Annotated in this window: 29 protein-coding genes; 15 read left to right on the top strand and 14 right to left on the bottom strand. The window is 67.2% G+C overall.

What is annotated here, in order from left to right; all coding sequences use genetic code 11:
• Window positions 1-3 precede the first annotated feature (3 nt).
• The gene (locus GSQ87_RS02890; RefSeq protein ID WP_158913078.1) at window positions 4-804 is read right to left on the bottom strand and encodes a response regulator; all 801 of its coding nucleotides are present in this window, start codon (window positions 802-804) and stop codon (window positions 4-6) included.
• 213 nt (window positions 805-1,017) lie between these two features.
• On the opposite strand from GSQ87_RS02890, the gene GSQ87_RS02895 reads away from it, so the two are divergent.
• From GSQ87_RS02895 to GSQ87_RS02920, 6 genes are all read left to right on the top strand, one after another.
• Window positions 1,018-1,212, top strand: coding sequence for a NepR family anti-sigma factor (locus GSQ87_RS02895; RefSeq protein WP_158913116.1), 195 nt, complete (start codon window positions 1,018-1,020; stop codon window positions 1,210-1,212).
• Window positions 1,212-1,805: a sigma-70 family RNA polymerase sigma factor gene (locus GSQ87_RS02900; protein WP_158913079.1), complete on the top strand. Its 594-nt coding sequence runs from the start codon at window positions 1,212-1,214 to the stop codon at window positions 1,803-1,805. The genes GSQ87_RS02895 and GSQ87_RS02900 overlap by 1 nt, the downstream gene beginning before the upstream one ends.
• Complete coding sequence (locus GSQ87_RS02905) at window positions 1,805-3,496, top strand: sensor histidine kinase (RefSeq protein WP_158913080.1); 1,692 nt, start codon at window positions 1,805-1,807, stop codon at window positions 3,494-3,496. The genes GSQ87_RS02900 and GSQ87_RS02905 overlap by 1 nt, the downstream gene beginning before the upstream one ends.
• A gap of 48 nt (window positions 3,497-3,544) precedes the next feature.
• A complete protein-coding gene (locus GSQ87_RS02910) occupies window positions 3,545-3,685 on the top strand; it encodes an entericidin A/B family lipoprotein (RefSeq protein WP_158913081.1) in 141 nt (46 codons plus the stop codon).
• 171 nt (window positions 3,686-3,856) lie between these two features.
• Complete coding sequence (locus GSQ87_RS02915; RefSeq protein WP_254062718.1) at window positions 3,857-5,515, top strand: MFS transporter; 1,659 nt, start codon at window positions 3,857-3,859, stop codon at window positions 5,513-5,515.
• A 92-nt stretch (window positions 5,516-5,607) separates the two neighbouring features.
• A complete protein-coding gene (locus GSQ87_RS02920; RefSeq protein ID WP_158913082.1) occupies window positions 5,608-6,156 on the top strand; it encodes a DUF4142 domain-containing protein in 549 nt (182 codons plus the stop codon).
• A gap of 25 nt (window positions 6,157-6,181) precedes the next feature.
• Here the strand turns inward: GSQ87_RS02920 and GSQ87_RS02925 are convergent, their stop codons facing one another.
• Window positions 6,182-9,781, bottom strand: coding sequence for a M1 family aminopeptidase (locus GSQ87_RS02925; protein ID WP_158913083.1), 3,600 nt, complete (start codon window positions 9,779-9,781; stop codon window positions 6,182-6,184).
• Window positions 9,782-9,790: 9 nt separating this feature from the next.
• On the bottom strand, window positions 9,791-10,669 hold the full coding sequence (locus GSQ87_RS02930) for an ABC transporter ATP-binding protein (RefSeq protein WP_158913118.1): 879 nt from the start codon (window positions 10,667-10,669) through the stop codon (window positions 9,791-9,793).
• A 120-nt stretch (window positions 10,670-10,789) separates the two neighbouring features.
• Between GSQ87_RS02930 and GSQ87_RS02935 the strand changes: the two genes are divergently transcribed.
• Window positions 10,790-11,452: a carbonic anhydrase gene (locus GSQ87_RS02935; RefSeq protein ID WP_158913084.1), complete on the top strand. Its 663-nt coding sequence runs from the start codon at window positions 10,790-10,792 to the stop codon at window positions 11,450-11,452.
• Here GSQ87_RS02935 and GSQ87_RS02940 read toward each other — a convergent pair.
• The gene (locus GSQ87_RS02940; protein ID WP_158913085.1) at window positions 11,449-11,955 is read right to left on the bottom strand and encodes a L,D-transpeptidase; all 507 of its coding nucleotides are present in this window, start codon (window positions 11,953-11,955) and stop codon (window positions 11,449-11,451) included. The genes GSQ87_RS02935 and GSQ87_RS02940 overlap by 4 nt on opposite strands.
• A 77-nt stretch (window positions 11,956-12,032) precedes the next feature.
• On the opposite strand from GSQ87_RS02940, the gene GSQ87_RS02945 reads away from it, so the two are divergent.
• From GSQ87_RS02945 to GSQ87_RS02955, 3 genes are all read left to right on the top strand, one after another.
• A complete protein-coding gene (locus GSQ87_RS02945; protein WP_158913086.1) occupies window positions 12,033-12,719 on the top strand; it encodes a response regulator transcription factor in 687 nt (228 codons plus the stop codon).
• 95 nt (window positions 12,720-12,814) lie between these two features.
• Window positions 12,815-13,900: a hypothetical protein gene (locus GSQ87_RS02950; RefSeq protein WP_158913087.1), complete on the top strand. Its 1,086-nt coding sequence runs from the start codon at window positions 12,815-12,817 to the stop codon at window positions 13,898-13,900.
• A complete protein-coding gene (locus GSQ87_RS02955) occupies window positions 13,869-14,360 on the top strand; it encodes a hypothetical protein (protein WP_158913088.1) in 492 nt (163 codons plus the stop codon). The genes GSQ87_RS02950 and GSQ87_RS02955 overlap by 32 nt, the downstream gene beginning before the upstream one ends.
• 60 nt (window positions 14,361-14,420) lie before the next feature.
• Here the strand turns inward: GSQ87_RS02955 and GSQ87_RS02960 are convergent, their stop codons facing one another.
• Entirely contained in the window at window positions 14,421-15,368 is a 948-nt protein-coding gene (locus GSQ87_RS02960; protein WP_158913089.1) for a metalloregulator ArsR/SmtB family transcription factor, read from the bottom strand.
• Between the two features lie 140 nt (window positions 15,369-15,508).
• Between GSQ87_RS02960 and GSQ87_RS02965 the strand changes: the two genes are divergently transcribed.
• From GSQ87_RS02965 to GSQ87_RS02975, 3 genes are all read left to right on the top strand, one after another.
• Window positions 15,509-16,180 (top strand): phospholipid-binding protein MlaC, encoded by a 672-nt coding sequence (locus GSQ87_RS02965; protein ID WP_158913090.1) that lies wholly within the window; start codon window positions 15,509-15,511, stop codon window positions 16,178-16,180.
• Window positions 16,181-16,601: 421 nt separating this feature from the next.
• Window positions 16,602-16,862, top strand: a complete 261-nt coding sequence (locus tag GSQ87_RS02970; protein WP_158913091.1) for a hypothetical protein — start codon at window positions 16,602-16,604, stop codon at window positions 16,860-16,862.
• A 365-nt stretch (window positions 16,863-17,227) separates the two neighbouring features.
• Complete coding sequence (locus GSQ87_RS02975) at window positions 17,228-17,428, top strand: hypothetical protein (protein ID WP_158913092.1); 201 nt, start codon at window positions 17,228-17,230, stop codon at window positions 17,426-17,428.
• Window positions 17,429-17,443: 15 nt separating this feature from the next.
• On the opposite strand, the gene GSQ87_RS02980 is transcribed toward GSQ87_RS02975, so the two are convergent.
• The 3 genes from GSQ87_RS02980 to purE all read right to left on the bottom strand — a co-directional run bounded on the left by GSQ87_RS02980 (window position 17,444) and on the right by purE (window position 19,796).
• Window positions 17,444-18,109: a hypothetical protein gene (locus GSQ87_RS02980; RefSeq protein ID WP_158913093.1), complete on the bottom strand. Its 666-nt coding sequence runs from the start codon at window positions 18,107-18,109 to the stop codon at window positions 17,444-17,446.
• A 113-nt stretch (window positions 18,110-18,222) separates the two neighbouring features.
• The gene (locus tag GSQ87_RS02985; RefSeq protein WP_158913094.1) at window positions 18,223-19,332 is read right to left on the bottom strand and encodes a 5-(carboxyamino)imidazole ribonucleotide synthase; all 1,110 of its coding nucleotides are present in this window, start codon (window positions 19,330-19,332) and stop codon (window positions 18,223-18,225) included.
• Complete coding sequence (gene purE / locus GSQ87_RS02990; RefSeq protein WP_158913119.1) at window positions 19,329-19,796, bottom strand: 5-(carboxyamino)imidazole ribonucleotide mutase; 468 nt, start codon at window positions 19,794-19,796, stop codon at window positions 19,329-19,331. Before purE ends, GSQ87_RS02985 begins: the two co-directional genes overlap by 4 nt.
• Before the next feature lie 134 nt (window positions 19,797-19,930).
• Here purE and GSQ87_RS02995 point away from each other — a divergent pair, with 134 nt between their 5' ends.
• The gene (locus GSQ87_RS02995; RefSeq protein ID WP_254062719.1) at window positions 19,931-20,569 is read left to right on the top strand and encodes a GGDEF domain-containing protein; all 639 of its coding nucleotides are present in this window, start codon (window positions 19,931-19,933) and stop codon (window positions 20,567-20,569) included.
• A gap of 24 nt (window positions 20,570-20,593) precedes the next feature.
• Here the strand turns inward: GSQ87_RS02995 and GSQ87_RS03000 are convergent, their stop codons facing one another.
• Window positions 20,594-20,818, bottom strand: coding sequence for a YdcH family protein (locus GSQ87_RS03000; RefSeq protein ID WP_158913096.1), 225 nt, complete (start codon window positions 20,816-20,818; stop codon window positions 20,594-20,596).
• Window positions 20,819-20,979: 161 nt separating this feature from the next.
• On the opposite strand from GSQ87_RS03000, the gene GSQ87_RS03005 reads away from it, so the two are divergent.
• Window positions 20,980-21,156, top strand: a complete 177-nt coding sequence (locus GSQ87_RS03005; protein ID WP_158913097.1) for a YdcH family protein — start codon at window positions 20,980-20,982, stop codon at window positions 21,154-21,156.
• A gap of 241 nt (window positions 21,157-21,397) precedes the next feature.
• Here the strand turns inward: GSQ87_RS03005 and GSQ87_RS03010 are convergent, their stop codons facing one another.
• From GSQ87_RS03010 to GSQ87_RS03030, 5 genes are all read right to left on the bottom strand, one after another.
• The gene (locus GSQ87_RS03010) at window positions 21,398-22,021 is read right to left on the bottom strand and encodes a cell cycle transcriptional regulator TrcR (protein WP_158913098.1); all 624 of its coding nucleotides are present in this window, start codon (window positions 22,019-22,021) and stop codon (window positions 21,398-21,400) included.
• A 143-nt stretch (window positions 22,022-22,164) separates the two neighbouring features.
• A complete protein-coding gene (locus GSQ87_RS03015; protein WP_158913099.1) occupies window positions 22,165-22,437 on the bottom strand; it encodes a hypothetical protein in 273 nt (90 codons plus the stop codon).
• A gap of 172 nt (window positions 22,438-22,609) precedes the next feature.
• Window positions 22,610-23,080 (bottom strand): 23S rRNA (pseudouridine(1915)-N(3))-methyltransferase RlmH, encoded by a 471-nt coding sequence (gene rlmH / locus GSQ87_RS03020; RefSeq protein WP_158913100.1) that lies wholly within the window; start codon window positions 23,078-23,080, stop codon window positions 22,610-22,612.
• Window positions 23,081-23,086: 6 nt separating this feature from the next.
• On the bottom strand, window positions 23,087-23,581 hold the full coding sequence (gene rsfS / locus GSQ87_RS03025; protein WP_254062720.1) for a ribosome silencing factor: 495 nt from the start codon (window positions 23,579-23,581) through the stop codon (window positions 23,087-23,089).
• Between the two features lie 25 nt (window positions 23,582-23,606).
• The gene (locus GSQ87_RS03030) at window positions 23,607-25,484 is read right to left on the bottom strand and encodes a biotin carboxylase N-terminal domain-containing protein (RefSeq protein WP_158913101.1); all 1,878 of its coding nucleotides are present in this window, start codon (window positions 25,482-25,484) and stop codon (window positions 23,607-23,609) included.
• Window positions 25,485-25,511 lie beyond the last annotated feature (27 nt).

Genomic DNA, 25,511 nt, shown 5'->3' on the forward strand with positions numbered 1-25,511 from the left:
GGTTCAAGACGGGTTACGGGGTCGTGCGGGGTGGAAGAACAGCGCCTGCCCGATCGCCGCCTTCACCGTTTCCGGTTGGAACGGCTTGGTGATCAGGAAGGTTGGCTCGGGCCGCTCGCCGGTAAGCAGGCGTTCGGGGAAGGCGGTGATGAAGATCACCGGCACGTCGTGGCTGCCCAGGATATCCTTGACCGCATCGATGCCCGAAGAGCCGTCGGCGAGTTGGATATCCGCCAGCACCAGACCCGGCGCATTGCGCGCGACGGCCTCGACCGCCTCGCGACGGGTGGCGGCCACTTCGAGCACCTCGTGGCCCAGCTCCCTCACCAAGGCCTCGATGTCGGCGGCGATCACCGGCTCGTCCTCGATGATAAGCACCTGCGTCGCGAGCTCGGAATCGATCTCGCTCTGCGCTTCGGCGATCAGCGCTTCGATCTCGGTCAGCGACACGCCGAGAATCTGGCCGGCCTCCTGGGGATTGAAGCCCTCGAGCGCGGTCAGCAGGAAGGCCTGACGCGATCGCGGTGCGATGCGCATCAGCCGGCGGGACGCATCGTCCCCAACGCCGGGATCGACTTCACCCCGTGTCTCCAGCCGCGCTCCGGTGCTGTCCCAAATGGCATGGAACACATGGTAGAGCGCCACCCGGGGGGTGAGATGCGACGGAAGAGAACGCTCGCCGGCGGCCAGCGCTTCCAGCGCCGCGCGGACATAGGCGTCCCCCGCCGATTGCTCGCCGGTCAGGGCGCGCGCATAGCGCCTCATATACGGAAGATGCGGCGCAAGCCGCTCCAACAGACCCATACTGCCTCCGTGAAGCTCGCGAAGAGCCTTGCAACCGCCCAACGCGCCGCAGCGGGCGCAACGTACGCCTACCGCCCCGGTTCCGACAACCGGGGGCTTGTCGTTGCATATCGTCGGATATATGGCCGCAGGGACGGAACCGCCAACGCTTAGCGGAGTTTCCGGCGATTGGAATTCGTTGAAGGCGCGCCCGGCGCGACGCTCCCATTGGTCATGAACGAACGAACACATCGGGACCTAGCTCCCGATACGGAACCGGCCTTGGAGGAAGCGCGTCTTCGCCAACAGGCGATCGGCGCCAAGCTAAGGCATCTGTTCGACGAGATCGTAAACGAGCCCGTTCCTGAGGAATTCCTTGATATACTCAGGCGCGCCGACGATAAGAATAAAGACGCCGGTCAGGACTGATGGTCCAACGTAACATTCTCGATGCCGCCTCCGAGACGGTGTTCAAGCGCGACCTGGTCGCATTGATCCCGCATCTGCGCGCCTTCGCACGCACCCTGTGCGGCGACGCCGCCGCGGCCGACGACCTCGCGCAAGACGCGGTCCTCAAAGCCTGGGACGCGCGCTCCAGCTTCCAGATGGGCACCAACATGAAGGCCTGGACCTTCATGATCCTGCGCAATCAGTTCTATTCCGAAAAGCGGCGCTCCTGGCGGCAGACCCAGCTCGACCAGGACGCGGCGGAGCGGACGCTGGTGGCCGCCGACGACCCCGAGGCGCCCGTCGCGCTCGACGAGATGCGGCTGGCCATGCGCATGCTGCCCTCCGAGCAGCGCGAGGCGCTGATCCTGGTGGGCGCGGGCGGCTTCGCCTACGAGGAAGCGGCGGAAATCTGCGGCTGCGCGGTGGGGACGGTGAAAAGCCGGGTCAGCCGCGCGCGCCGTGCGCTGCTGAACATCCTTGAGCGCGGCGCCTACGACCGGGACGGCTCGCCGGCGGGTGAAGCCATGAAGACCATCCTGGCAGATGCGGAGCGTCTGAGCGGACCACGTTGATGCCGCGGCCCCATGGCGGCATGACCATCCGTTTCCGCCTGGGACTGGCGCTAGCCTTGGCGCTTTGCCCGGTGCTCGCGCTCGGCGTGCTGCAGGTGGTGACGGAGTTCCATCGCGACGCGCACGTCCGTCAGGAAACCCTGATCGAAGCCGCCGACCGCGCCTCGACCACCGCACGCGCGCGCATGCAGGCGGCCGTCGCCCTGTTGCAGACCTTGACCCCACAGGTGGTGGGAGCGGATTGCACCCCACGGCTCGCGGCGGCCCTGCAGCAGCTTCGTGACTATCGCAACCTCGTGCGGCTCGACGCGAACGGGCGGGTGCAGTGCTCCGCGGCCAGCATGCCGGTGGTGGCGGATCGCACCAAGCTGCCCTGGTTCGCGCACTTACGGGACGGCGCGTCCAGCGTGGTCGCCAAATCCCTGTCCTCCACGGCCCCGACCCTGATCGCCGCCACCCGCGCAGAAGGGAGGGACGGGCGTTTCGAGGGCGCGCTGGTCGCCTTCATCGACCTCGACGGCCTCAGACCCGACCTGTCGGACCCGACCCTTCCCGCAGGCACCGCCATCGCGGTCCTGGGCGGGGATGGCCGATACATGGTCCAGACCAATCCCCGCGCCTTCGCCCCCCTGCCGAAGGACTGGCGCAAGATCGACCGGTTCACGGCCAAGGACGGGACCGGCGCGGTGCGAGACTTCGCCGTCGCCCCGCTGTTGCGCAGCGAAGCCTATGTCGTGCTCTCCGCGCCGGCGCCGGACCTGTTCTACTGGGCGCGGCTGAACCCGTTCAGCTCCATCGTCTATCCCGTCCTGGCGTGGTTGGCGGCCTGGACGGCGGTGTGGATCGTCACCGAGCGGGTCGTGGTCCGCTGGCTGGCCTATCTGGACCGCATCGCCAGCATCTACGCCCGGGGCCGTTTCACCGTGCGCCCGGTGCAGGCGGAAAGCGCGCCGCGCGAGATCCGCGACCTGGCCCACACCCTGGACCTCATGGCCGACGGCCTGGTGGCCCGCGACCAGCGGCTGAAGGATTCCCTCGCGCAAAAAGACACCATGATGCGAGAAATCCATCACCGGGTGAAAAACAATCTCCAGGTCATCAACAGCCTGCTGAACCTGCAGCAGCGCGCCCTGACCGATCCGGCGGCGCGCACCGCCATGTCCGACACCCGCCAGCGGATCACCGCGCTGGCCCTGATCTACCGGGCGCTGTACCAGAGCCCCGATCTGCGCCGCGTGGACCTGCGCCAGTTCATGGAGGAGCTGGTCGGCCAGCTGAGCGCCGGCGAGGGCGGCAGGGTCTCCAAGATCCGCACCGATCTCCAGGCCGACGATCTGGAGATCGATCCCGATCAGCTGGCGCCGCTCGCCCTGTTCGCGGTGGAGGCGATCACCAACGCCCGCAAGCACGCCTTCGACGAGCGGGGCGGCCTGATCGAAGTGCGCTTCCATGTGGGCGAGACCCACGCCGTGCTCGAGATCGCCGACAACGGCAAGGGCGATCCCGGACCGCCGGACAGCACCGGCGTCGGACGCACCCTGATGAGCGCCTTCGCCCGGCAACTGCGCGGCGAACTGGAAGTGATCACGGCCCAGGAGGGCGGCGTGGTCGTGCGCCTGACCTTCCCCAAACCCCGTCCGCCCAGCTCGGAACCTCAAATCGGATCGGACGGGAACCCGATAGCGGCTTGACCGTTCAAGCTTCGCCTTTCTATCCGTTTCTTCTGGGGAGACCTCTTTATGCGTAAGCTTCTTATCCTGCTGGCCGCCACCGCCGCTGTTTCGGTCGCCGCCTGCAACACCATCGCGGGCGCCGGCAAGGACGTCTCCGCCACTGGCAACGCCGTGACCGGCACCGCCAAGGACGCGACCCCGCACTAAGCCGAAAGGCCTATTGCAGGTTCCAGGAAAGGCGCCCTTCGGCCAGTCCGCGGGGCGCCTTTTCGTTTTGGTCCATCGGGCGCAACATGATTGCACGCCGGAGCGCTCGGGACGGCTTCTAGCCGCGAGCAATCCGCTCTAGCTTGCCCCTAAAGATTAGGGGGACGGCTTTTGGCAGGTTCGACATCCGGCGGCGCGACAAGCGCGCCGAGCGATATCCGCGTCGTGGTGGCGGCGTCATCGGCCGGCACGGCGTTCGAGTGGTACGACTTCTTCGTCTTCGTCCCGCTCGCCACCATCATCTCCAAGACCTTCTTCGCCGGGCTGAACGATACGGCCGCCTATGTCTTCGCACTCGGATCGTTCGCGGCCGGGTTCGCCTTCCGCCCCGTCGGCGCGCTGATCTTCGGTCGGGTGGGCGATCGGGCGGGCCGCAAGGGCGCCTTCCTGATCACCGTGATCATGATGGGCTCGGCCACCTTCTGCATCGGCCTGTTGCCGACCTACGCCCAGGCTGGCCTGATCTCGCCCAGCCTGTTCATCCTGTTGCGCATCATCCAGGGGATCGCGCTGGGCGGCGAGTGGGGCGGGGCGGCCATCTACATCGCCGAGCACTCCCCCCCCAACAAGCGCGGCTTCTTCACCAGCTGGATCGGGGCAGCGGCCGCGTTCGGCCTGGGCGGGGCCCTGATCGTCACCCTGATCACGCGAACGGTGCTGGGCGACATGGCGTTCAACGCCTGGGGCTGGCGCATCCCGTTCCTGGCCTCAGTGATCCTGCTGGCGGTGTCGGTCTGGTTCCGGCTCAAGCTGTCGGAAAGCCCGGTGTTCCAGAAGATGCACGCCGAGGGCCGCCGCTCAACCCGCCCCTACGCCGACGCCTTCCTGGAGCCGCACAGCCTCAAGCGGGTGCTGCTGGCCCTATTCGCGGTCATGGTGGCCCAGGGGACGGTCTGGTACACGACCTTCTTCTACGCCCAGTTCTTCATCGAGAAGATCCTCAAGGTCGCGCCCAACACGGTCAACGCGATCATGATCGCGCTCGTGGTCCTGTCGGCGCCGCTCTACATCGTGTTCGGCGCCCTGTCGGATCGGATCGGACGCAAGGCGGTGATGGCCGGCGGCATGATCCTGTTCACCGCCGCGCTGTGGCCGGGCTTCCACCTGATCACCCGCGCCGCCAATCCCGCCCTCGCCGAAGCCGCCCAGCGCGCGCCGGTGACGGTGATCGCCGATCCGGCCCAGTGCACGCTGCAGTTCGATCCCGTCGGCAAGGCGCAGTTCCGCACCGCCTGCGACATCCTCAAGGGCGCCCTGACCAACGCCGGGGTCTCCTACCACAACGTCAAGGCAGCGCCCGGCGCGTCGCCGGTGGCCAAGATCGGCGACGCCACGGTCGCCTCGGTGGACGGCCGCACGCTGTCGGCCCCCGCGCTGAAGGCGGCGCGGGCGACGGTATCGGCGCGGCTGGCCGCGGCCCTGTCCAAGGCCGGCTATCCCTTGCGCACCGATCCCGCGCGGACCAATGCACCGCTGATCCTGGCCGTGTTGCTGGTGTTCGCCGTAGGGGCCACCGCCCTATACGGGCCCCAGGCGGCGTGCCTGGTCGAGCTGTTCCCCAGCAAGGTCCGTTACACCGCCCTGTCGCTGCCCTATCACATCGGCACCGGCTGGGTCGGCGGCTTCCTGCCGGCCACCGCCTACGCCATGGTGGCGGCCAGCGGGGACAGTTATTTCGGCCTCTGGTATCCGATCATCGGCACCGTGATCAGCATCGTCGCCACCCTGCTGTTCCTGCCCGAGACACGCACCCGCGACCTGAACCTTTAGCGATCGCTGCGGCGGGGGCCAGGAACTCCGGTCGGCCCCCTCCGGTTACGCGAGTCCGTGAACGGCGCGCTCGGCGCCGCTGGAGGAAATGCATGCTCCGTATTCTGACCCTGGGCGTGGCGGCGGCGCTGGCGCTGAGTTCGGCTGGAGTCGTCAGCGCCCAAGCGATGCGGCCGGATATGGCCGGCCCGTCGATGGGAGGCCCAGCGCTGTCGACGCCGGACTACGTGGCCACCGCCGCGCGCAGCGACATGTTCGAGATCGCCGAGGCGCGCATGGCCCTGCACCGCACCTCGAACCCGCACGTCCGCGATTTCGCGCAGATGATGATCCGCGACCACTCCAAGTCGACCGCCATGATCAAGGCCGCCTTGACCGAAACCGGCCGCCCCGTCCCTCCGCCGCCCGGGCTCGGCGCCGACCAACAAGAGATGATCGCCACACTGCGCGGGTCAGGCCCGAACTTCGACCGCGTCTATATCGACCAGCAGGTCCAGGCCCATATGAAGGCGCTCGAAGTCCACGCAGGCTACGCCCGCGGCGGTCAGAACCTCGCCCTGCAACGCACGGCCAATCGGATCGTCCCGGTGGTCCGGCGTCACCTGGCCATGGCGCGCGACATCCGTGGCCATATGAGCTGAAGGACACGCGGCGGGTAGACGCGCCCTAGCCGCCCACCGCCGTGACATTGTCGTCGGAGTTGCGGTCGATGGCCTTGTTGTAGGGATCGACGCCCGCGAACCTGGGCGCCCGGTCGACCACGAACCGGAACACCTGCTTGCCACTGCGCACCTTCAGGTGCTTCAGCAGGATGACGTCCTTGGCCGCAAAGTCGGGCTTGCCGGGCTCGCGCGTGAACAGGCCGACGTCGAAGGCCTCGTCCATCGGCGCCTCGCTCTCCTTGCCCTGGCCGGTGGCGTAGAGCTTCTTGCCCGTCACCTCCAAGGCGACGTCGTAGCGCCCGTCGGGACGCTTCTTCGACGAGGCGTGGACCGCGCGCAGGTCGTACAGGGTGATCTTCTCGAACAGGTCGGTGATCAGCTGCTGCTGGTCCGGCCGGGCCTCGGCGCGCAGGTCGGCCAGGAAATCGCGCGTGGTCGGATAAGGCGCGCCCTTGAAGGCGTAGTCCTTCAGCAGGTGGCGCAGCGCCGCGTTCACCGCCGCCTCGCCCAGCTCGTCCTGCAGCCGGTACATCACCAGCGAACCCTTACGGTAATGGATGTAACCCTGGTCCTCGACCCGGTCCAAGGGCAACTCCTCGACCGCCTCGCCGCCGCGCGAGCGCAGGTAGTTGTCCAGTTCGAATTTGAGGAACCGACGGATCTGGTCGTCGCCGTACAGGTGCTTCATCGCCATCAGCGCGCTGTACTGGGCGAAGGTCTCGTCCAGCATCGAGGCGCCCTGCATGTCCGCCCCGATCACCTGGTGCGCCCACCACTGGTGGCCCAGCTCGTGGGCGGTGACGTAGGTGACGAAGTCGATCTTGGAGCGGTCCCGCTCGTCCATGATGAAGCCGATCCCCTCGGAATAGGGGATGGTGTTGGCGAAGGACTGGGCGAACTGGGCGTAGTCGGGGAACTCCAGGATGCGCACCTGGCGGAACTGGTAGGGGCTGAAATTGGCCTGGTCGTAGTCGAGCCCGAACTTCAGCGCTGCGATCATCCGGTCGACGTTCCAAGCGTGCGCCGGGTGGTAGTAGACCGACAGGTTCACGCCCTTGTAAGGCACGCGCCTGACCGCATAGCGCGCGGACTGGATAGAGAAGAAATCCAGGATCGGCGCCTCGGTGCGGAACTCCGCAATATGGCGACCGCCGACGATCCGGTCGGCCACCCGGTAGCCCGGCGCCATGGGTGTCTGGTCGGCTGTGGTGGAAACGGTGATGTCGGTGTTCACCCAGTCCGCGCCGTGGGTGATCATGTTGAACTGCCGCGCGCTGTCGTCCTCGAGCTTGGGCGGGCGCAGGTCCTCCGGCAGGTGGTATTTGCGCCGCTTGGCCCGGTCGGTCAGCAGGCCAGTGCGGTCCATGCCGATCATGGGCGCGATCTCGAAGCTGTTGAGGAAGCTCCCGTTGTCGACGATACGAGTGGTGTTGCCGCGGTTCTTGAAGCCGTGCTGGCCCCTGCGGACGGTGAAGGACAGGCTGCGCTTCTCGCCCGGCGCCATCGGCGTATCGAAGGTGAAGATGCGATAGTTGAAACGATCGTAGGTCTTCAGCGGCCGCCCGCCTTCCACCGACAGGGCCAGCACCTTCAGGTCGCGCTCGAAGCGGACGTGCAAGGTGCGGATCGGAGCCAAGGTCTTGTTCTGCAGGACATAGACGCCGTGCGCCCGGGCCTGGGGACCGTCGGGATAGAGATCGACCGCCAGCTTCACATCGGTGATCTTGGGCTGGGGAACCCGGGCGAAAGGCAGCAGCGCCTTCTCGTAGTCCGCCTGGAAGCGATCGTCGGCCAGCTGGGTGCGGTAGGGATTCCAGACGTTGGTGTTCAGATAGATATAGCCGCCGACCGCCAGCGCTCCGACGACAGCCACGCCCAGCAGTCCTCCGGCCGGTCCGGCCAGGCGATGCGGCAGCCGCCGGAAGCGAGGCCTCAGGCGCGCGTCCGAGCCGCGCCGCCACAACCCGTAGGTCAGGACCGCGAGCCCGAGCGCGACCAGGCTCCAGTAGAGCTGGAACCAGTTCCTCGCCAGGCCGGCCAGGCCCTGGTTGTTCATGTCCGACAACGGCACGTCCGGCGAGCCGCCGTAGATGTACAGGTTGTGCTCGAAGCCCAGCTTGGGCAGCACGATGGTGGCGATGATGTAGATCACCATCAGCCCCCAGCCGAAGAATTTGTGGGGCACGAGCGTCTGGAGGAACACCGCCAGCACCGCGATCAGCGCCGCATTCACCGTCTCGGGCAGCAGGTACCAGCCGAGATACTTGCCGAGCTCGTAGTGGGTGAACCCCTTCAAGGTCTGGATCAGCATCGCGCCCACGACGCTGATCGCCAGCATGGCGAACAGCACCCCGATGATGGCCACGATCTTGGGCGCGGCGAACACCCAGTCCGGCGTGGGGGTTGCGTCCACCAGGGCCTCGGTGCGCCGGTCCCGCTCGCGCCAGACCAGCTCGCCCGCATAGTAGATCGACACCACCAGCGGGATGATCCCGAACGCGCCGCGCAACACCGTGATCAGGCTGCGCGTGACGGGATAGGCGTTGACGCCATAGACGCCGTTGGTGGTTCCGAACCACATGCCGGCCATGCTGTTGAACAGGCCGAGCGCCATCAGCACGAAGAAGGCCGGGCTCTTGAACACCTGGCCCATGTCGAGCCGGGTGCGGGCGACGAGCTGGGCCCAGACGGCGCGACCCCCGCCAGGGTCGGCGTAGGCGCCGGGCGCAGGCGGCGTCAGCGGCTGGGCGGCCTCAGGGGCGATATCGGCGGCCTGGCGTTCGGCTTCACGGCGGCTCAGCTTCTTACCGCGCACTTCGAACCGGAACAGGACCGACGCGCCGGCGAGGAACGCCGCGCCGACCACCGTCCAGATGATGCGGTTCCACAACAGGGGCCCGGCTAGCGGCGCCAGCAGGGTGTTGCGGTCCGTGGCGGTCCAATAGCGGCTGGCGTTGCCGAACGCTCCGATACCGAACGGCTCCAGATAGGCCATCGCCACGCGAAACTGCGGCTTGGCGGCCAGGGCGATGGCGACCAGATACAGGATCAGGAAACCGACCACGCCGAGATAGGTCGCCATCAGCGAACGGGTGGCCGTGGCCAGCGCGAAGAACCCCGCCGAGATGAAGAACAAGGTGGGAACCGCCAGCACGACATAGGCGTAGGCGTAGGCGTCCGGCCGGAAAGCCCCCAGCTTCTCCGGATCGATCCAGGGCATCACCGAGCCCACCATCATCGCCAGCGGGATCGACAGGAAGCACAGCAGCACCGCGGCGAAGGCGCCCACGAAGCGTCCGTACAGATAGTCGAGCTTGCGCAGGCGGGTGGCCCGCAGGATCGGGCCGAAGCCGGTGTCGTCGTCGCGCACCACCACGTTGGCTACAAACGCCGTGCTGACGAACATGAAGAACAGACTGAAGATCAGGAACGTCTGGGCGATCGCGCTCGGCGAGTTGACGTGCACGTTGGCCGTGGCGCCGATCTGGATCGTGTCGCTGGTCACCGAGCCGAAGGTCAGCAGGAAGAACAGTCCCGCCGCCACCCAGAACACCGGGTTCTTGAGCTGGTAGCGCAGCTCGAAGCTTGCGATCTTCAGGAACATCGTGACGCCTCAAGCCGCCTTGCGGGCGGCGTGAAGGCTGGAGAAATAGACGTCCTCCAGACCGCCCGAGTGGCGCGCGAACCCATCGCCGGGATCGGCGTCGCTCAGCACGTGGACCACGGTGCGCCCGCCCGACAGCCGGGTGGAGATCAGGTCGTAGCGCTCTCGCAGGGTGGGGATGTCGCCCTTATCCACCGCCTTGCTCCAGATGCGGCCGTCTAGTTCAGCCGTCAGGCTCCCCGGCGCACCCTGGCGCACGATGCGACCGCCGGCGATCACCGCCATGGCCTGGCAGAGGTCCGACACGTCCTCGACGATGTGGGTGGACAGGATCACCACCACGTTCTCGCCGATCTCGGCCAACAGGTTGAGGAAGCGGTTGCGTTCCTCCGGATCCAGGCCGGCGGTGGGCTCGTCGACGATGATCAGGGCCGGGCCGCCGATCAGGGCCTGCGCGATGCCGAAACGCTGGCGCATGCCGCCGGAAAACCCCGCCAGCGCCTTCTTGCGCACCCCGTAGAGGTTCACCTGCTCCAACAGGCGCTCGACCTCGGCCTTGCGCGCCTTCGGATCGGCGATCCCCTTCAGCACGGCCATGTGGTCCAGCATTTCGTAGGCCGACACGCGGGGATAAACCCCGAAGTCCTGGGGGAGATAGCCGAGCGTCTGGCGCAGCCGCTCCGGCGTCTTGAGCACGTCGATGTCGTCGAAATGGATGGCGCCGGAGGTCGGGGTCTGCAGGGTGGCGATGCATCGCATCAGGGTCGACTTGCCGGCCCCGTTGGGACCCAGCAGACCATACATGCCGCGCGGCACGTTCAGCGTCACGCCATCCAGCGCCCGCACGCCATTGGAGTAGACATGGGTCAGGTCGTTGATCTGCAGCATCTTCAGCCCCGATAGTCCCGCGACGCTGCACGGGGCGAGGCGGAGACGCAAGTGAAAGCCATGTAACATCCGCGCCACACAGGCGTTCACAGCGGCGTCGTAACGCGATACCTCGCAGTCATGACATCCGACTGCAATTCACCCTCCCCGGACGGGACCTGCGCCCACGGCCCCGACGCGCCGATCGCGGCCCTGCTCACCCGCAACCGCGCCTGGGCCGAACGCAAGACCAGCGCCGATCCCGGCTTCTTCAAGCGCCTCACGGCCCAGCAGAGTCCGGCCTATCTGTGGATCGGCTGTTCCGACAGCCGGGTGCCGGCCACGGAAATCGTCGACCTCGATCCCGGCGAGGTGTTCGTCCATCGCAACGTCGGCAATCTGGCCCCGGTGGACGACGCCAACTACCTGTCGGTGCTGCAGTATGGAGTGCAGGTGCTGAAGGTGCGCCACGTCCTAGTCGTGGGCCATTACGGCTGCGGCGGCGTGCTGGCCGCGCTGCAGCCGCCGCTTCAAGGGCCCGTGGAGGGTTGGTTGACCCCGATCCGCCAGTTGGCCTTCGAAAGCCGAGCCGAACTTGACGCCCTGCCCGACGATCAGGCCCGCCACGACCGGCTGTGCGAGCTGAACGTCCTGGCCCAGGTGCGCAATGTCGCCGCCACCACCCTGGTCAGGGACGCCTGGGCGGCGGGCGAGGACCTGACCATCCACGGCTGGTGCTATTCGATCGGCAGCGGCCTGATCACCGACCTCAACGCCACGGTGCGGGGGCCGCTCACCCGCTAAGCCCGCTCGATCGCCAGGGCGTCTCCCGGACCCGCCACCGCCAGCAAGGCTTCGAGGTCCGCACGCGCCAGGGCCACGCACCCCTCGGTGGGCGGATAACCAGGCTTGGCCACGTGCAGGAAGATCGCCGACCCCATGCCGGGGATAGGCGGGTTGTCGTTGTGGGCCAGGATGCAGACGATGTCGTACAGCTCGTCTTCCCGCCACATCCGCTCGCAGCTGGCCGGGTAGGGCAACGTCACGGGGCGGTTATAAGCCGGGTCCTGCGGCGCGTCGCACCAACCGTCGTCCAGCCCAATGGCCTCGACCGGCAGCCGGGTCCGGGGCGCTGCACCCCGGTCGGGCCGGTAGAGCACCCGCAGCAGGGCCCAGGTCCCCAGCGGCGCCGCGCCGTCCCCCTCGCGCTTGTCGCCGGCCTCCACCACCCCCGAGCGGCCGAGCGCGCAGGAGACGACCCGGTCCCCGATCCGGCAGCGTCCGTCGGCATAGGCGGTGAAGATCATGGGGCGGCGTCCATTCCGCTGAAGCTTTGCACCTGAGAGCCTTTGCACCGGCGCATTTGCAAGGCCATATGTCGGCTATGGCCCAAACGAGAACGATACTGATCGTCGACGACGACGAGGACCTGCGGGGCGCGCTGGCCGAGCAGATCGACCTGGAGGACGACTTCAAGACCGTCCAGGCCAGGACCGGCGGCGAGGGCGTCGCCACGGCCAAGGCCGTCCGCCCCGACTTGATCCTGCTCGACGTCGATCTGCCCGACATGGACGGCCGCGACGCTTGCCGGCAGATGCGCGAGGACGGCGTGCTGGCTCCCGTGATCATGCTGACCGGCGCCGCCACCGACGACGACACCGTGCGCGGCCTGGACGCCGGCGCAGACGACTATGTCACCAAGCCGTTCCGCTTCGCCGTGCTGCTGGCGCGCATCCGCGCCCAGCTACGCAGCCACGAACAGTCCGAGCACGCGGTGTTCCGCATCGGCCCCTACGAGTTCCGCCCGGCTCAGAAACTGCTGATCGACGAGAAGCAGAAGAAGATCCGGCTGACGGAAAAAGAGGCCAACATCCTGAAATACCTCTACCGCGCCGGCGAGAAGCCGGTCTCGCGCGAGGAGCTGCTGACCCAGGTGTGGGGCTACAACGCCGGCGTCACCACCCACACGCTGGAGACCCACATCTACCGCCTGCGCCAGAAGATCGAGCCCGAGGCCGGCGGCGCACGCCTGCTGCTCACCGACGCAGGGGGTTATCGGCTGGCGCTCTGAAGCGGGCGAACGCCTCCAATGTGCGGAATGCACATTTGGTCTTGACGCGAACGTAAAGAGAACGCACGCTCCCCTCCTGTCCATGGAGGCGCCCCTTGAACCAGCCCGATTCCCGCGTTCATCGGATCAACCGGCTGGGCGGCCTGGGGGTGGACTGCGACGCCGCCGGATTGCGGCTGGCGGGGGTGGCCCTGCTGCACAAGCGTGGCCACGCCTTCGTTCCGCGCCCCGCCGACGAGATCGAGCTGCTGCTGAAGGCCGCCTATCCCGCGGACAAGGCGCCGTTCCTGTCCTTGAGCCTAGCCTCCATCGCCGACGCCCTGAACGCGGGGAACCTGGCCAAGGCAGCGATGACGGCGATGTTCCTGAAACTATCCGAACTGGACGCGGACGGCGCCGCGCGCATCGCCCGCGTGGATGACGTGTTGGCGAAATATGATGGCCAACCTCGCGCGCAGGATGGACGCTTCGCCGACGGGAAGATGGGCGCGGCCGCACATCATGACCGGCCTCCCGCTCAATCGGCTAAGCCTTCGTCAGGTCCACATCAGACTTCGCAGCAAACACTGACCCACGTCGCCACCGCCGCCGACTTCGCCACCCGGAAGACACCGGCCGATGCGCCAGGGGCGATCCAGTTCTCGCCAACGCTGCAAGGCCAGTTCGACGTCTCATGGAGCCGGAGCTTCCCCGGCGGCCGCTCCAAGGAACAGGGCGGCACGATCGTCACCGACCGGCAGGGAAATCTCAGCGTCCAGAACATCGGCGGCGTGGCTGCGGACCGGAAAACGTTCACACCCGATTACACCATGAAAGATCCCGCCAAGTTCACTCCAATCGGGGTCTTCCACACCCACCCCTATGACAGGTCGGAAGGAGGTTATACTGGCATCGCGATCGATGGGGGCGACGCGGGTGGACTGATCGACAGCCCGGCCAAGTTCTGCGTCGTCCAGAGTGGCGAAAAGCAGTTCATGTTCATGAATACAAGCGTTACGCCGCAACGCGTGAATTGGGATGCTTTACATATGGAGGGGCAGCGCGATTCCGACGCATTCGGCGCAAAGGGTAATAACTTCGCCGATTCAAGCGCAAAAGCAGCGATTGAAATCGCCGCCAAATACGGCCTAGCCTACTATGAGGGACACCATGATCACTTCACGCGCGTCTATCAAAAGTAAGTTTTTTCGAAACCAGAGGGCATTTTTCAATATTGCATTGGGCGCCACAATTGTGTGTTTAACGCCAATGACGGCCGCCGAAAGCTTCGCTAAAGCTCCGAATTTCCCGGCTTCCTATGCCGCTCCGTGCATCAAATCAAAAGAACTCTCACGCGCCATAAAGTCACAGATCGAAATTCGGCGCGAAATAGCTAAGAAACACTACCGTATCGCCAATCGACTCTTGCAGATCACCATTTGGCAAATTGATCGTTACACCGATCAAAGATCTTACGATGCAAGAGAAGGCATATTCGACGACACCGGCCAAGATATGATGCTGGCCCGCTACCTTGAGGCGCATGGCGATAAAAAGAAAGCTCTGCATATACGGCGGGAAATGCTTACCGGCGCAATAGCTTCGTGCCGAAGCGAACCAAAATCCACAAGTGAAAAACTAAAGAATTTAATCGCTCGCTGATCTCGGCTTTCCCTTTCAGTCCGACAAATATTTCGACGAAGGGACGTCCAGGGCGCCCGCCTACCCCCGCTCGGCGCTCCACACCTTGACGGTCAACCCGCCAGCCTCGGTGGGCGGCAAGGCGACGGCGGTGTGGGCGTGAAGGCCGGCCTGGGCGGTCCAGCGCGCCATCTCCTCGTCGGAGAAGCCCAGGCGGCGGTGCTGGTGCACCTCGCGTAGGTATTCCAGCCCGTGGGGGGCGAAGTCCACGATCATCAACCGCCCGCCCGGCGACAGCAGCCGCGCCGCCTCCACCACCGCGCCGGCCGGGTCGCCCAGATAGTGCAGCACCCGGTGGATCACCACCCGATCCGCCGTCCCCGTCGGCAGGCCGGTGGCGTGGATGTCTCCGTGGCGCAGCTCCACCCCCTCCAGCCCCGCCTCGGCGGTGTGGGCGCGGGCGATGTTGAGCATTTGCTGCGACAGGTCGAGCCCGATGGCGTGGGCCGAGCGAGGCCCGAGCAAGGTCAGCATCCGCCCGGCGCCGGTGCCCAGGTCGATCAACCGGCGATAGGGCCCGTCGCCCGCCGCGCGCAGGATCGCCGCCTCCACCGCGTCCTCGGCCACGTACAACGAACGGATCTCGTCCCAGCGGGCGGCGTTGCGGGCGAAGTAGGCCTGGGCCTCGCCATGGCGGGCCTGGCGCACCGCCTCCAGCTTCTCCAGGTCGCGCTGGTGATCGAGCGCGCCGGGCGCCAGCGTCTCCAGCACATTGTATAGGAAGCGCCGCTGTGGCTCGGATGCACCCAGGCGATAGAATACCCAGGCGCCATCGGGGAACCGCTCCACCAGCTTGGCCTGGGCCAGCAGCTTGAGATGGCGCGACACCCGCGGCTGGCTGTGGCCCAGGATCTGGACCAGCTCCATCACCGCCAGCTCCTCGCGCGCCAGCAAGGCGAGCACCCGCAGGCGCGTCGGCTCGCCCGCCGCGCGCAGCATCTCCACTAAATCGTCGGCGGTGGCCTTCATGGCCTCCATACAGCGTGTCGGCATCCTATCTGTAAAGCTTGAGCGTCGGGGCGGGGCCGGAACCCTGGGTTCCCGCCACCCGTTCGGCGCTCGAAAACACAGCGTACCGCCCACGCCATACGCATCATCCGGAGCCTTCGATGCCCACGCCCCTATCCCGCCGCGCCGCCAAGCTCGCAGGCGCAGCCGTCCTGGCCCTCACAGCCGCCCTGCCGCTGACCCTTGCCTCCAGCGCCCCCGCCATGGCCCAGGCCGCGCGCGGGCACGGCGACCCGCAGGCGGAAGCCTACGTCCAGACCCAGGCCAACCGCGCGCTGACCATCCTGAACGACCAGGGCATGAGCGTCGCCGCCAAGAAGCAGGCCTTCTACGGCTTCGTGAACGACGTGGCCGACGTGTCGCGCATCACCGATTTCGTGCTCGGCCGCTACCGTCGCGCACTCACTCCCGAACAGTACAACCGCTTCGCCCAGGCTTTCCGTCAGTATGCGGATAGTATCTACGAAACGCGCTTCGGCGATTATCACGGCGAGAAGCTGACGGTGTCGGGCTCGGTCGCCCGCTCGCCCAACGACGTGGTGGTCTCCAGCATCGTCAGCGGCGCGGACTACAAGGGCAACCCGGTGGTGAACTGGCGGCTGCTGCGCGGCGCGAACGGCTGGAAGGTCGTGGACATCCAGGCCCAGGGCGTCTGGCTGGCCGTGGTGCAGCAACAAGACTTCACATCCACCCTCGCCAATCACAACGGCGACGTCGACGTGCTGATCCATCAGCTACAGTCCGACGCCAGCCAGGGGCGGCCCGCTCACTGAAGCTGATCCGAGCCGATCCCTGAGCATTATCCCCCGGCGCCATCCCCTGGCGTCGGGGGCTTCAACTTCCAATCCTTACGGTCGACCCGAGAGAATCCACCGACATACTTCTTCAGGTCCTCATTTCTGGCGCCAGAGCTGGCGGGAACGTCGTTCGAGCTTGTCGAAACCTGAACCTTCCAAGACAATGCAGCCTATATCGACGCAGGCCAAAGCTTCGAAAATCCAAACAAGCCGCAAAACGACTTGGCTTTTTTGGATTGACGGGGGAACTCACGCGGCCTTTACATGCTTGTATGCAATCCGGCAAAACTTCGCCACAATTTCGCCGGATAGTCGCCACCACTCGACATCAAGGTCGGGTTCGAGGCGGGGGCATTCGTCGTCCGCCGACGCCAACAAGAATAAAGGGAGTTTCATCATGGCTGCTCGTATCGTCGCCGCGGGTCTGATCGCCGCGTCCCTGCTGGTCGCTCCGGCCTTCGCCCAGACCGCCGCCACTCCGCCGGCGCCATCCCACTCGAAGACCACGACCAACACCACCGACGTCAAGACCGCCGACACCGACGCGTCCGGCAAGACGGTCACCAAGCACCACAAGGTGGTCAAGCACGCCAAGAAGGTGACCGCGCCCAAGCCGGACACCGCGACCGACGCCGCCGGCAACACCACCGGCCAGTAAGACGCTCCGCGCGCCGGACGGGCCTGGGCTTCGTCCGATGCTCGCCTCAGAGCGGTCGCACCTGTTTCGAGCCCGGCCATAGCGCCGGGCTCGTTTCGTATGGGACAGGGTCCGGATTGAATCGAAAGTCGATTTCGCCGTCGACCATCGAAGTCTAGGCTGTCCCACGGACAGGAGCTGCCATGACCGCCAAATTCTCGAGGCTCATCCTAGGGACGGCCGCCCTTTGCGCGGCGGTCCACGGAGGCGGAAACGCTCTCGCGCAAGCCACCGCCACGCAGCCCGCGCCGGCTGGCAGCGCCGCGCCCCCTCCGGCGGCGCCCAAACCCCATCATCGCCGCAAGCCACAAAGCCTGGAGATGGACGTGAACGGAACAGGCGAAGCGCCGGCCGTCGCCGGGCCCAACACCAGCACCCAGGACGCGACCAGCGGCGACCTCAGCGGCTCGACGGGCGCCGGCTCGAGTGCACCGATGTACCCGACCCCGTCGACACCCGCCCCCCAGGGCGCGCCGGACGATCGGCCGGCCCTCGCCGCGCCTGGCGACGCGACGCCGAGACCCTAACGCCGTGAACGAGCGTCAGGCCTTGTGGCGAGCCGGCTTGGCCTGCTTCTGCGCCAGGGTGAAGGGCAGGTCGTCCAACGTCACATAGCCGCGCCCCTCGACGTCCAGGGCCTCGAAGTTGTGGTCGGCACGGGCCAGGAAGTCCGCCAGCTTGATCTGACCGTTGAAGGTGCGGTCAGCGGAACGGACGGGCTCGGCGTCGTTCAGCAATCCATAGGCGCCGGCGCCCTGATAGGGCAGGTCGTCCTCCCGGATCTTGCTCGAACCGGAGGCGCCGCCCCCGCTATCCTGGGCCAGGGCCGTCAGGATCAACGCTGGCCGGCCGTCCAGACGGGCCGATGGGGCGGCGCCCATCACGTCGGGCACGATCTGATGCTCGTAGTAGCTGACCTCGGCGTCATCCACGATGCCGTCATGGTCCCGGTCCAGCACCTTGAAGAAGGCTTCTGCATCTGCGCGGAACTCGGCCTTGTCGATATGGCCGTCCTTGTTGGCGTCCGCCTTCTGGAACCAGGCCACCACCGGATAGGGATCGCCGGCCTTGGAGCGGAAGGGTTCGCCACAGGGGCTGATGAAAAGCTCCGAGTCCCTCAGCGGCGTCAGCTGCGAGCGAGGCGCCGCCGACACGGCGTCGGCCGCCAGCATCGAGACGAGGATCATACCGACGGCGAACTTGACCATGACGCACCCCTGAGACCTGACCCTGGAATGGGCCGAGTTTAGCCCAAAACGCCAAGCTTAAAACTCGGCGGCGTGCGTGCCACATCCTGCGCCACGATCAAGTGATTTCGGGTTCAGGCGATTTCAGGATCGCGGCGCATGGGCGAGCCCAGGCGGGTGAGGTGGCCCATCTTGCGGCCGGGCGCGACATCGCGCTTGCCGTAGAGCCATAGCCGAGCCGATGGGTCCGCAGCCAGCGCCGCCCAGTCCAGCGCCGCGTCGCCCAGCAGATTCTCCATCTCCGCGGTCGCCAGCATGTCGGTGGGCCCCAGCGGCCAGCCGGCCACCGCCCGCACGTGCTGCTCGAACTGGTCCACCTGGCAGGCGTCCAGCGTCCAGTGGCCGGAGTTGTGGACCCGAGGCGCGAACTCGTTGACCAGCAGCCGGCCGTCCTCGCCCTCGAACAGCTCGATCCCGGCGACGCCGACATAGTCCAGCCGCTCCAGGGTGCGTTCGGCGATCCGCAGCGCCTCGGCGCGGGTGGTGTGGGATGCCTGGGCCGGCGCGCGCGAGGTGCGCAGCACGCCGTCGCGGTGATGGTTCTCGCTCAGCGGATAGGCCGCAACCACCCCGTCGCGACCGCGCGCGGCGATCACCGACAACTCACGGCGAAACGCCGCCCTGGCCTCCAGGATCGCGGGCTTGGAGCCGATGCGGGCGAAGGCGGCCTCGGCGTCGGCGGCGTCGGCGACCCAGGTCTGGCCCTTGCCGTCATAGCCTTCGCGCCGGGTCTTCAACAGAGCTGGCGCACCCAGCCGTGACAGGCCCTCGACGATATCGGCCACGCTGTCGACCGCCGCGAAGTCCACAGTGGGGACGCCGGAGGCGCGGAAGAAGCTCTTCTCCTTCACCCGATCCTGGGCGGTGGCCAGCGCCAGGGCGCCGGGAGCCACGTCTCCCCCGTGGGCGATCAGCGCCTCGACCGCCGCGACCGGGACGTTTTCGAACTCATAGGTGACGACCGCCGCCAACTCGGCCAGTTCGGCCAGGGCGGAGGGGTCGGTGTAGTCGGCGACGATAGTGCGCCAAGCCACCCGACTGGCAGGGGTGTCGGTCTCGGGCGTCAGCACCACCACGTCGAAGCCGAGCCGCGCCGCGGCCAGCGCCAGCATCCGGCCGAGCTGACCCCCGCCCAGGACGCCGATCACCGAGCCGGGCGCAAGCGGAGCGAAAGTCTGGCTCAAACCGGAGCGTCCTCGACCGTCTCGGCCACCGCCTCGGTCTGGGCCCGACGATAGGCGACGACCCGCTCGGCCAGGGCAGGATCGTTCAGCGCCAGGATCTGGGCGGCGAACAGCCCCGCGTTCTTGGCCCCCGCCCGGCCCACCGCCATGGTCGCCACCGGTACGCCGCCGGGCATCTGGACAATGGACAGCAGGGAGTCCCAGCCGCTGAGCGCCTCGGAGCGCACCGGCACGCCGATCACCGGCAGCTCGGTCAGCGAGGCGGTCATGCCCGGCAGGTGCGCCGCTCCACCCGCCCCGGCCACGATCACCTTCACCCCGTCGGCCCTGGCGGACTTGGCGAAGGCGTACATGCGATCGGGCGTACGATGGGCGGAAACCACCTTGGCGACATAGGCCACGCCGAGCGCGTCCAGCGCCTCGGCCGCCGCGCTCAGCGTCGGCCAGTCCGAGCGGCTGCCCATGATGATGGCGACGGGCGCCGGTCCGCTCTGGTCCAAAAGCTGAAGTCCATAAGTGCAGGAAAGTCGGCGAGTATAGGCAGGCCGTTTGCGCCCGCAACCAATCCTGAGCTATGCGGGCTGCCGGGAGACGATTAATGAGCAAGGCGCTCGGCCAGACGCGCATAGACACCCTGGCGGGCCTGGGTCTGTCCGAGGCGGAGCTTACCCCTGCGGTGCGCGAAGCCTTGGCTAGGCTGTTGGCCGAACAGGCCGCCTGCGGCGCGGAGATCGCACACCTGACCACGCGCCTGGCGGAAGCCGAACGGCTGGCGGACCGGGACCCGTTGACCCCCGTGCTCAATCGCCGCGCCTTCGTGCGCGAGCTTCAGCGCAGCGCCGCCTTCTGCAACCGCTACGACGCGCCGGCCAGCCTGGTCTATTTCGACCTCGACGGCTTCAAGGGCGTGAACGACCGCTTCGGCCACGCCGCGGGCGACGCGGCCCTGGCGGTGACGGCGCAGATCCTGGTCGACAATGTACGCGAGTCCGACGTGGTGGGACGGCTCGGCGGCGACGAGTTCGCCGTCATCCTCGCCCAGGCCGACGGACCGGCCGCCATGGCCAAGGCGCAGTCCCTGACCGAGATCATCGGGGCCGCCCCGGTGGTGTTCGAGGGTGAGCTGATCCCGCTGAAGGCCTCGGCCGGCGTGCGCGCCTACGAACCCGGCCTGGAGCCGACCCGGTGGCTGGCCGAAGCCGATGCCGCCATGTTCCTACGCAAGGGCCTGCGCTGAACGCCCTTCGGCGAGGAACCCAGTTCAGGCGATGATGTCGGGGGTGAGTTGGTCTTCCAGCCGGACGATCTCGTCGCGGAGCAGCAGCTTCTTCTTTTTCAGCCGGGCGATCTGGATTTGATCGGGACGGGGCTTGCCCTCGAGCGCAGCCACCGCCGCGTCCATGTCCTGGTGCTCCACCTTCAGATTGGAAAGGCGGGCCCGCAGCGCCACGTCTTCCGCGCTCTGGATCGGCCCGTCGTCATTCATCTCGGCAATCCACAAACCGATCCATCAAGCTTTGAAGGCGGCGCTGAAGTCCTAACAGAGCTGCGTCTGCGGTAAAGCAGAGGATGGCTTCACGCCAGAGTGACCTGACAGGCGCGGAAGGGTCTGCTCTACTCCGCCTGCCAGCAGAAGGAGCGCACCGTATGGCGATTGAAGCGCGCATTCGTGAACTGGGTTACCGTCACCAAACTCTGGACAAGGCCATCGAGGACGAAAACCGTCGTCCCGGCAACGACTCCTTGCGTCTCAACGAGCTCAAACGACAGAAGCTCAAACTCAAGGAGCAGATAGAGGTGCTGCGCGGAGCCCGCGCGCACTGACGTTTCAAGCGCCCCGACCCTTAGGGGTTAGGCGCGACCTCCAGATCGTATTTCATCCGCCATTTCACTTCGTCATCCCCCGACTGATCGGGGGAGCCGTGGAACAGGCTTGTCGGCCGAGAAGGCTGAAGCGCCGCGCCATGGATGCCCGGATCAAGTCCGGGCATGACGGCGGAAACGGGATGTGAGCGATAGGGCCCTTCCGCACCCACCGTGGGTCTTTGGCCCCCGATCTGGGACTTCAGTCGGCGTCGGCGGCGTAGTCGCCTTCGGTCTCCGCCGCGGAAAGCAGCGTCGGGCCGTCGGGCACGATGCCGCGCTTGGCGTCGTCCTTGGCCTTCTTGTCGGCGGCGCGTTTCACGACATCGTCCAGGTTCAGCTGACCGACCAGGCCCAGGGTCACCGGGTCCACCGGCTTGATCGCCGCCGAGTTCCAGTGGGTGCGGTCACGCACGGAATCGATGGTGGACTTGGTCGTGCCGAGCAGGCTGGCGATCTGAGCGTCGGTCACTTCCGGGTGATTGCGCAGGAACCAGGCGATGGCGTCCGGGCGATCCTGGCGGCGCGACACGGGGGTGTAGCGACCGCCGCTTTTCTTGGCGGGCTTCAACATCTCGGCGTGCCGGCTCTTCTGCTGAACCATGCGGTAGTTCGGCTCCTTCTCGGCCTTCTCCAGCTCCTGGCGGGAAAGCTGGCCGTTGCCGATGGGGTCGGCGCCGCGGATGTCGCGAGCCACTTCACCGTCGGCGATCCCGTTCACTTCCAGCGGATGCAACCCGCAGAAGGCGGCGATCTGCTCGAAGGTGAGCGAGGTGTTGTCCACTAGCCAGACGGCGGTGGCCTTGGGCATCAGGATGTCGGTCATGGGGCTCGGCCCTTGCTCCAGCCCGGCGCAGGCGAACCCGCACGCGAACGTCTTAAAACAGAGGCGCCCGGCGGATCGCCGGGCGGTTGACGATCAGCATACCGGCTTTATCCGACCGCGCAAAGGCTGGCGCGCCATCGCCCCTAGGCCGCGATGGCCTGTCCACCCGCGGCGGGCGCAAACACCATGCGCACATCGCCCGGCCGCCGCTCGGAGTCGCCTACGCGATCGACGAAACGCAACAGGCCTTTGAGGCACATCACCTCGAGCTTGCCGAAGAACATGAAGCCGTCTTCGTTGAAGTCGCCATGGCTATACAGCTCGGCCGACACGTAGCCGTCGCGACGCGCCGTCTGCAAGACGGCGGACTCTTCCTCGCTGATGCGAACCGGATCAGGTACGGGTTCGAACGCCATCTTGCGTCTCCGCCTTCCACCAAAGGAAGTGTACAACAAACACCCCCAAGATGTCAGTCGTATTGTTGGAAGATGACCATTAAAAGGCGACCTGAACACCTAAGATACACAATCCTAAGTATATTTCAGAATTGATTGATCAGCCGGCTGACCAGATCATGTGACGATTCACCTAATCGCGATGATAGGGCGAGCCCGCGAGAATGGTGACGGCGCGATAGACCTGCTCCGCCAACATGACCCGCGCCAAGGCGTGGGGCCAGGTCTGCGGACCGAAGGCGAGCTTGACCTGCGCCCTCGCCAGCACCTCGGATGAAAGCCCATCCGCCCCGCCGATGACGAACACCAGCCGCCGCACGCCATCATCGCGCCAGCGCCCGACGCGCGCCGCCAAGTCGCGGGATGCCCAGGTCTGGCCGTGTTCGTCGCAGGCCGCCAGCAAGGCGTCTCCGCCCTCCAGCGCCGCAAGCAGCGCTTCACCTTCCGCGGCCTTGCCGGGCTTGCGGGGCTCCAGCTCGATCACATCGACAGGGCCGAGCCCGAGCGCGCGCCCGGCGGCGGTCGCGCGCGCCACATAGTCGGCCACGAGCTCACGCTCAGGCCCGCGCGCAAGCCGGCCGATAGCCAGGATGCTTACGCGCATGGCGGTCTAGTAGACGGGGTTGTGGCCCGAGTTGTGGCCTGTGACCGACGGCCGATCTCCACCCAGCGGGTGGGGCGGCTCGACCGACCAGATCTTCTCGATGTTGTAGAAGGACCGCACCTCGGGCCGGAACAGGTGGACGATCACGTCCAGCGCGTCGATCAGCACCCAGTCCCCCTGGGGCAGACCTTCGACCTGGGCCTTGCCGTAGCCGCCTTCCTTCAGCGAGCGCAGCAAGTGGTCGGCCATGGCCGAGACATGACGCTGCGACCGGCCGGTGGCGACGACGATGGCGTCGGCCAGCGGGCTCTTGTCCTTCAGGTCGATGACGATGACGTCCTGGGCCTGGTCGTCGTCCAGCCGCGCGAGGATCAGGTCCGTCAGCGCGTGGGCGTCTTCGGTCGCGAGCGACGCGGGGACTGCGGGCGAGACGTCGGTCTCGGCGGCGGATTCGGGGGGCAGTGGAAGATCCTTCCTGAGGTCAAGAAGAGACGATAACACAAATCGGCGCAGATCGCAGCCCTGCTCAGGCGCACTCCAGCCGCACCAACGTCGCGCCCTCGCCGACCTGATCGCCGGCCCTGACGTCGAGCTCCACCACCACACCATCGAAGGGGGCGACAAGCACGTGCTCCATCTTCATCGCCTCTAGCGTGAGAAGGGGTGCGCCCTTGGCGACGGCGTCTCCCGCCTTGGCTGAAACCTGGACGATCCGGCCGGGCATGGGCGAGATCACCGCCCCGTCCGACGCCGCATCCGCCCCGCCGGCGGCGCTCGAGGGATCGGTGAAGGCATAGGCGGCGCCGCCAACAAACACGACCAGGCCCTCGTCCGTGCGGATCGCTGCGGGGCGGCCGTGTGTGCGGATCGATCTCGCCTGAACGACATGCGCTCCCGCCTCGTCCTGGAGTCGCACCTCCATGCAGGGCGGAGCGTTCAGCCGGAACCCTTCGAGCCCGCGCCAGGGTTCGGTCGGGTCGCCCGGTTCGGACGCCAGGCGCAGGGTCGCGGCGGCGACCAGCACCTCAGGCGACGCCGGGGGATCGAGGGCCAGGGCGTCCAGCCGCGCGCCGATAAAGCCCGTGTCCACATGCCCGGCGACGAAATCGGGCTCGGCCAGGCAGCGGGCCAGGAAGGCGGCGTTGGTCTTGACCGGCCACACCTCGACCTGCTCGCACGCCGCCGCCAGGCTGGCCGCCGCGCCCTCGCGGGTGGGGGCATGGCTGATCAGCTTGGCGATCATCGGGTCGTAGAAGGGCGTGACCTCGCCGCCCTCCTCCACCGCGCTGTCGACGCGCACGCCGTCGGGCAGACGGAACCGCTCCAGCCGCCCGATGGAGGGCAGGAAGCCGGTCGCCGGGTTCTCGGCGTAGAGGCGCGCCTCCATGGCGTGGCCATTGATAGCAAGTTCGCCCTGGGTCTTCGGCAGCGGCTCGCCCGAGGCGACGCGGAGCTGCCATTCCACCAGGTCCTGCCCGGTGATCGCCTCGGTGACCGGGTGCTCCACCTGTAGGCGGGTGTTCATCTCCATGAACCAGATGCGGTCGGCGCGCAGACCCTCGGAGGCGTCGGCGATGAACTCGATGGTGCCGGCGCCCTCGTAGGCGACCGCCTGGGCGGCGCGCACGGCGGCGGCGCAGACCGCCTCGCGTACGGCCGGGTCCATGCCGGGCGCCGGGGCCTCCTCGATCACCTTCTGGTGGCGGCGCTGGAGCGAGCAGTCGCGCTCGAACAGGTGGACGGCGTTCCCGTGGCGGTCGGCGAACACCTGCACCTCGACATGGCGCGGGCGGGTCACATAGGTCTCGATCAGCACCCGGTCGTCGCCGAAGCTCGCGGCCGCCTCGCGCCGGCACGAGGCCAGGGCGGCGGCGAACTCGGCCGAGACCTCGACCTTGCGCATGCCCTTGCCGCCGCCGCCGGCCACCGCCTTGATCAGCACGGGATAGCCGATGCGATCGGCCTCGGCCTGCAGACGGGCTTCGGCCTGGTCCTCGCCTTGGTAGCCGGGCGTCACCGGCACGCCGGCCTCGCTCATCAACCGCTTGGCGGCGTCCTTCAGCCCCATGGCGCGGATCGCGGAGGGCGGCGGCCCGACCCAGATCAGGCCGGCGGCGATGACGCGCTCTGCGAAGTCCGCGTTCTCCGACAGGAAACCGTAGCCGGCGTGGATGCTGTCGGCGCCGCTCTCGCGCGCAGCCGCCAGCACCTTGGCCGGGTCCAGGTAGCTCTCGCGGGCCGGCGCAGGGCCGATATGCACGGCGCGGTCGGCCTCGGCCACAAAAGGCGCAGCCGCATCGGCGTCGGAGTAGACGGCCACCGTCTCCACGCCCATACGGCGCGCGGTGCGGATGATCCGCCGGGCGATCTCGCCGCGGTTGGCGATCAGCAGGCGCTTAAGCATGGGACCGGCTCTTTTCCCTCCCCCTCG

The organism is Caulobacter sp. S45 (assembly GCF_009765965.1).
GTDB lineage: Bacteria > Pseudomonadota > Alphaproteobacteria > Caulobacterales > Caulobacteraceae > CAHJWH01.

What these genes read in the sequence shown, in the direction of transcription:
- GSQ87_RS02995 (WP_254062719.1), top strand. Translation starts at nt 19,931, where the DNA reads ATGAGCAAGGCGCTCGGCCAGACGCGCATAGACACCCTGGCGGGCCTG.
- GSQ87_RS02945 (WP_158913086.1), top strand. Translation starts at nt 12,033, where the DNA reads ATGGCCCAAACGAGAACGATACTGATCGTCGACGACGACGAGGACCTG.
- GSQ87_RS02900 (WP_158913079.1), top strand. Translation starts at nt 1,212, where the DNA reads ATGGTCCAACGTAACATTCTCGATGCCGCCTCCGAGACGGTGTTCAAG.
- GSQ87_RS02960 (WP_158913089.1), bottom strand. Translation starts at nt 15,368, where the DNA reads ATGAAGGCCACCGCCGACGATTTAGTGGAGATGCTGCGCGCGGCGGGC.
- GSQ87_RS02980 (WP_158913093.1), bottom strand. Translation starts at nt 18,109, where the DNA reads ATGGTCAAGTTCGCCGTCGGTATGATCCTCGTCTCGATGCTGGCGGCC.
- GSQ87_RS02920 (WP_158913082.1), top strand. Translation starts at nt 5,608, where the DNA reads ATGCTCCGTATTCTGACCCTGGGCGTGGCGGCGGCGCTGGCGCTGAGT.
- rlmH (WP_158913100.1), bottom strand. Translation starts at nt 23,080, where the DNA reads ATGCGCGTAAGCATCCTGGCTATCGGCCGGCTTGCGCGCGGGCCTGAG.
- GSQ87_RS02905 (WP_158913080.1), top strand. Translation starts at nt 1,805, where the DNA reads ATGCCGCGGCCCCATGGCGGCATGACCATCCGTTTCCGCCTGGGACTG.
- GSQ87_RS02890 (WP_158913078.1), bottom strand. Translation starts at nt 804, where the DNA reads ATGGGTCTGTTGGAGCGGCTTGCGCCGCATCTTCCGTATATGAGGCGC.
- GSQ87_RS02965 (WP_158913090.1), top strand. Translation starts at nt 15,509, where the DNA reads ATGCCCACGCCCCTATCCCGCCGCGCCGCCAAGCTCGCAGGCGCAGCC.
- GSQ87_RS02935 (WP_158913084.1), top strand. Translation starts at nt 10,790, where the DNA reads ATGACATCCGACTGCAATTCACCCTCCCCGGACGGGACCTGCGCCCAC.
- GSQ87_RS02910 (WP_158913081.1), top strand. Translation starts at nt 3,545, where the DNA reads ATGCGTAAGCTTCTTATCCTGCTGGCCGCCACCGCCGCTGTTTCGGTC.
- GSQ87_RS02930 (WP_158913118.1), bottom strand. Translation starts at nt 10,669, where the DNA reads ATGCTGCAGATCAACGACCTGACCCATGTCTACTCCAATGGCGTGCGG.
- GSQ87_RS02895 (WP_158913116.1), top strand. Translation starts at nt 1,018, where the DNA reads ATGAACGAACGAACACATCGGGACCTAGCTCCCGATACGGAACCGGCC.
- GSQ87_RS02925 (WP_158913083.1), bottom strand. Translation starts at nt 9,781, where the DNA reads ATGTTCCTGAAGATCGCAAGCTTCGAGCTGCGCTACCAGCTCAAGAAC.
- GSQ87_RS02970 (WP_158913091.1), top strand. Translation starts at nt 16,602, where the DNA reads ATGGCTGCTCGTATCGTCGCCGCGGGTCTGATCGCCGCGTCCCTGCTG.
- GSQ87_RS03010 (WP_158913098.1), bottom strand. Translation starts at nt 22,021, where the DNA reads ATGACCGACATCCTGATGCCCAAGGCCACCGCCGTCTGGCTAGTGGAC.
- GSQ87_RS03030 (WP_158913101.1), bottom strand. Translation starts at nt 25,484, where the DNA reads ATGCTTAAGCGCCTGCTGATCGCCAACCGCGGCGAGATCGCCCGGCGG.
- GSQ87_RS03000 (WP_158913096.1), bottom strand. Translation starts at nt 20,818, where the DNA reads ATGAATGACGACGGGCCGATCCAGAGCGCGGAAGACGTGGCGCTGCGG.
- purE (WP_158913119.1), bottom strand. Translation starts at nt 19,796, where the DNA reads ATGGGCAGCCGCTCGGACTGGCCGACGCTGAGCGCGGCGGCCGAGGCG.
- GSQ87_RS03005 (WP_158913097.1), top strand. Translation starts at nt 20,980, where the DNA reads ATGGCGATTGAAGCGCGCATTCGTGAACTGGGTTACCGTCACCAAACT.
- GSQ87_RS02955 (WP_158913088.1), top strand. Translation starts at nt 13,869, where the DNA reads ATGATCACTTCACGCGCGTCTATCAAAAGTAAGTTTTTTCGAAACCAG.
- GSQ87_RS02940 (WP_158913085.1), bottom strand. Translation starts at nt 11,955, where the DNA reads ATGATCTTCACCGCCTATGCCGACGGACGCTGCCGGATCGGGGACCGG.
- GSQ87_RS03015 (WP_158913099.1), bottom strand. Translation starts at nt 22,437, where the DNA reads ATGGCGTTCGAACCCGTACCTGATCCGGTTCGCATCAGCGAGGAAGAG.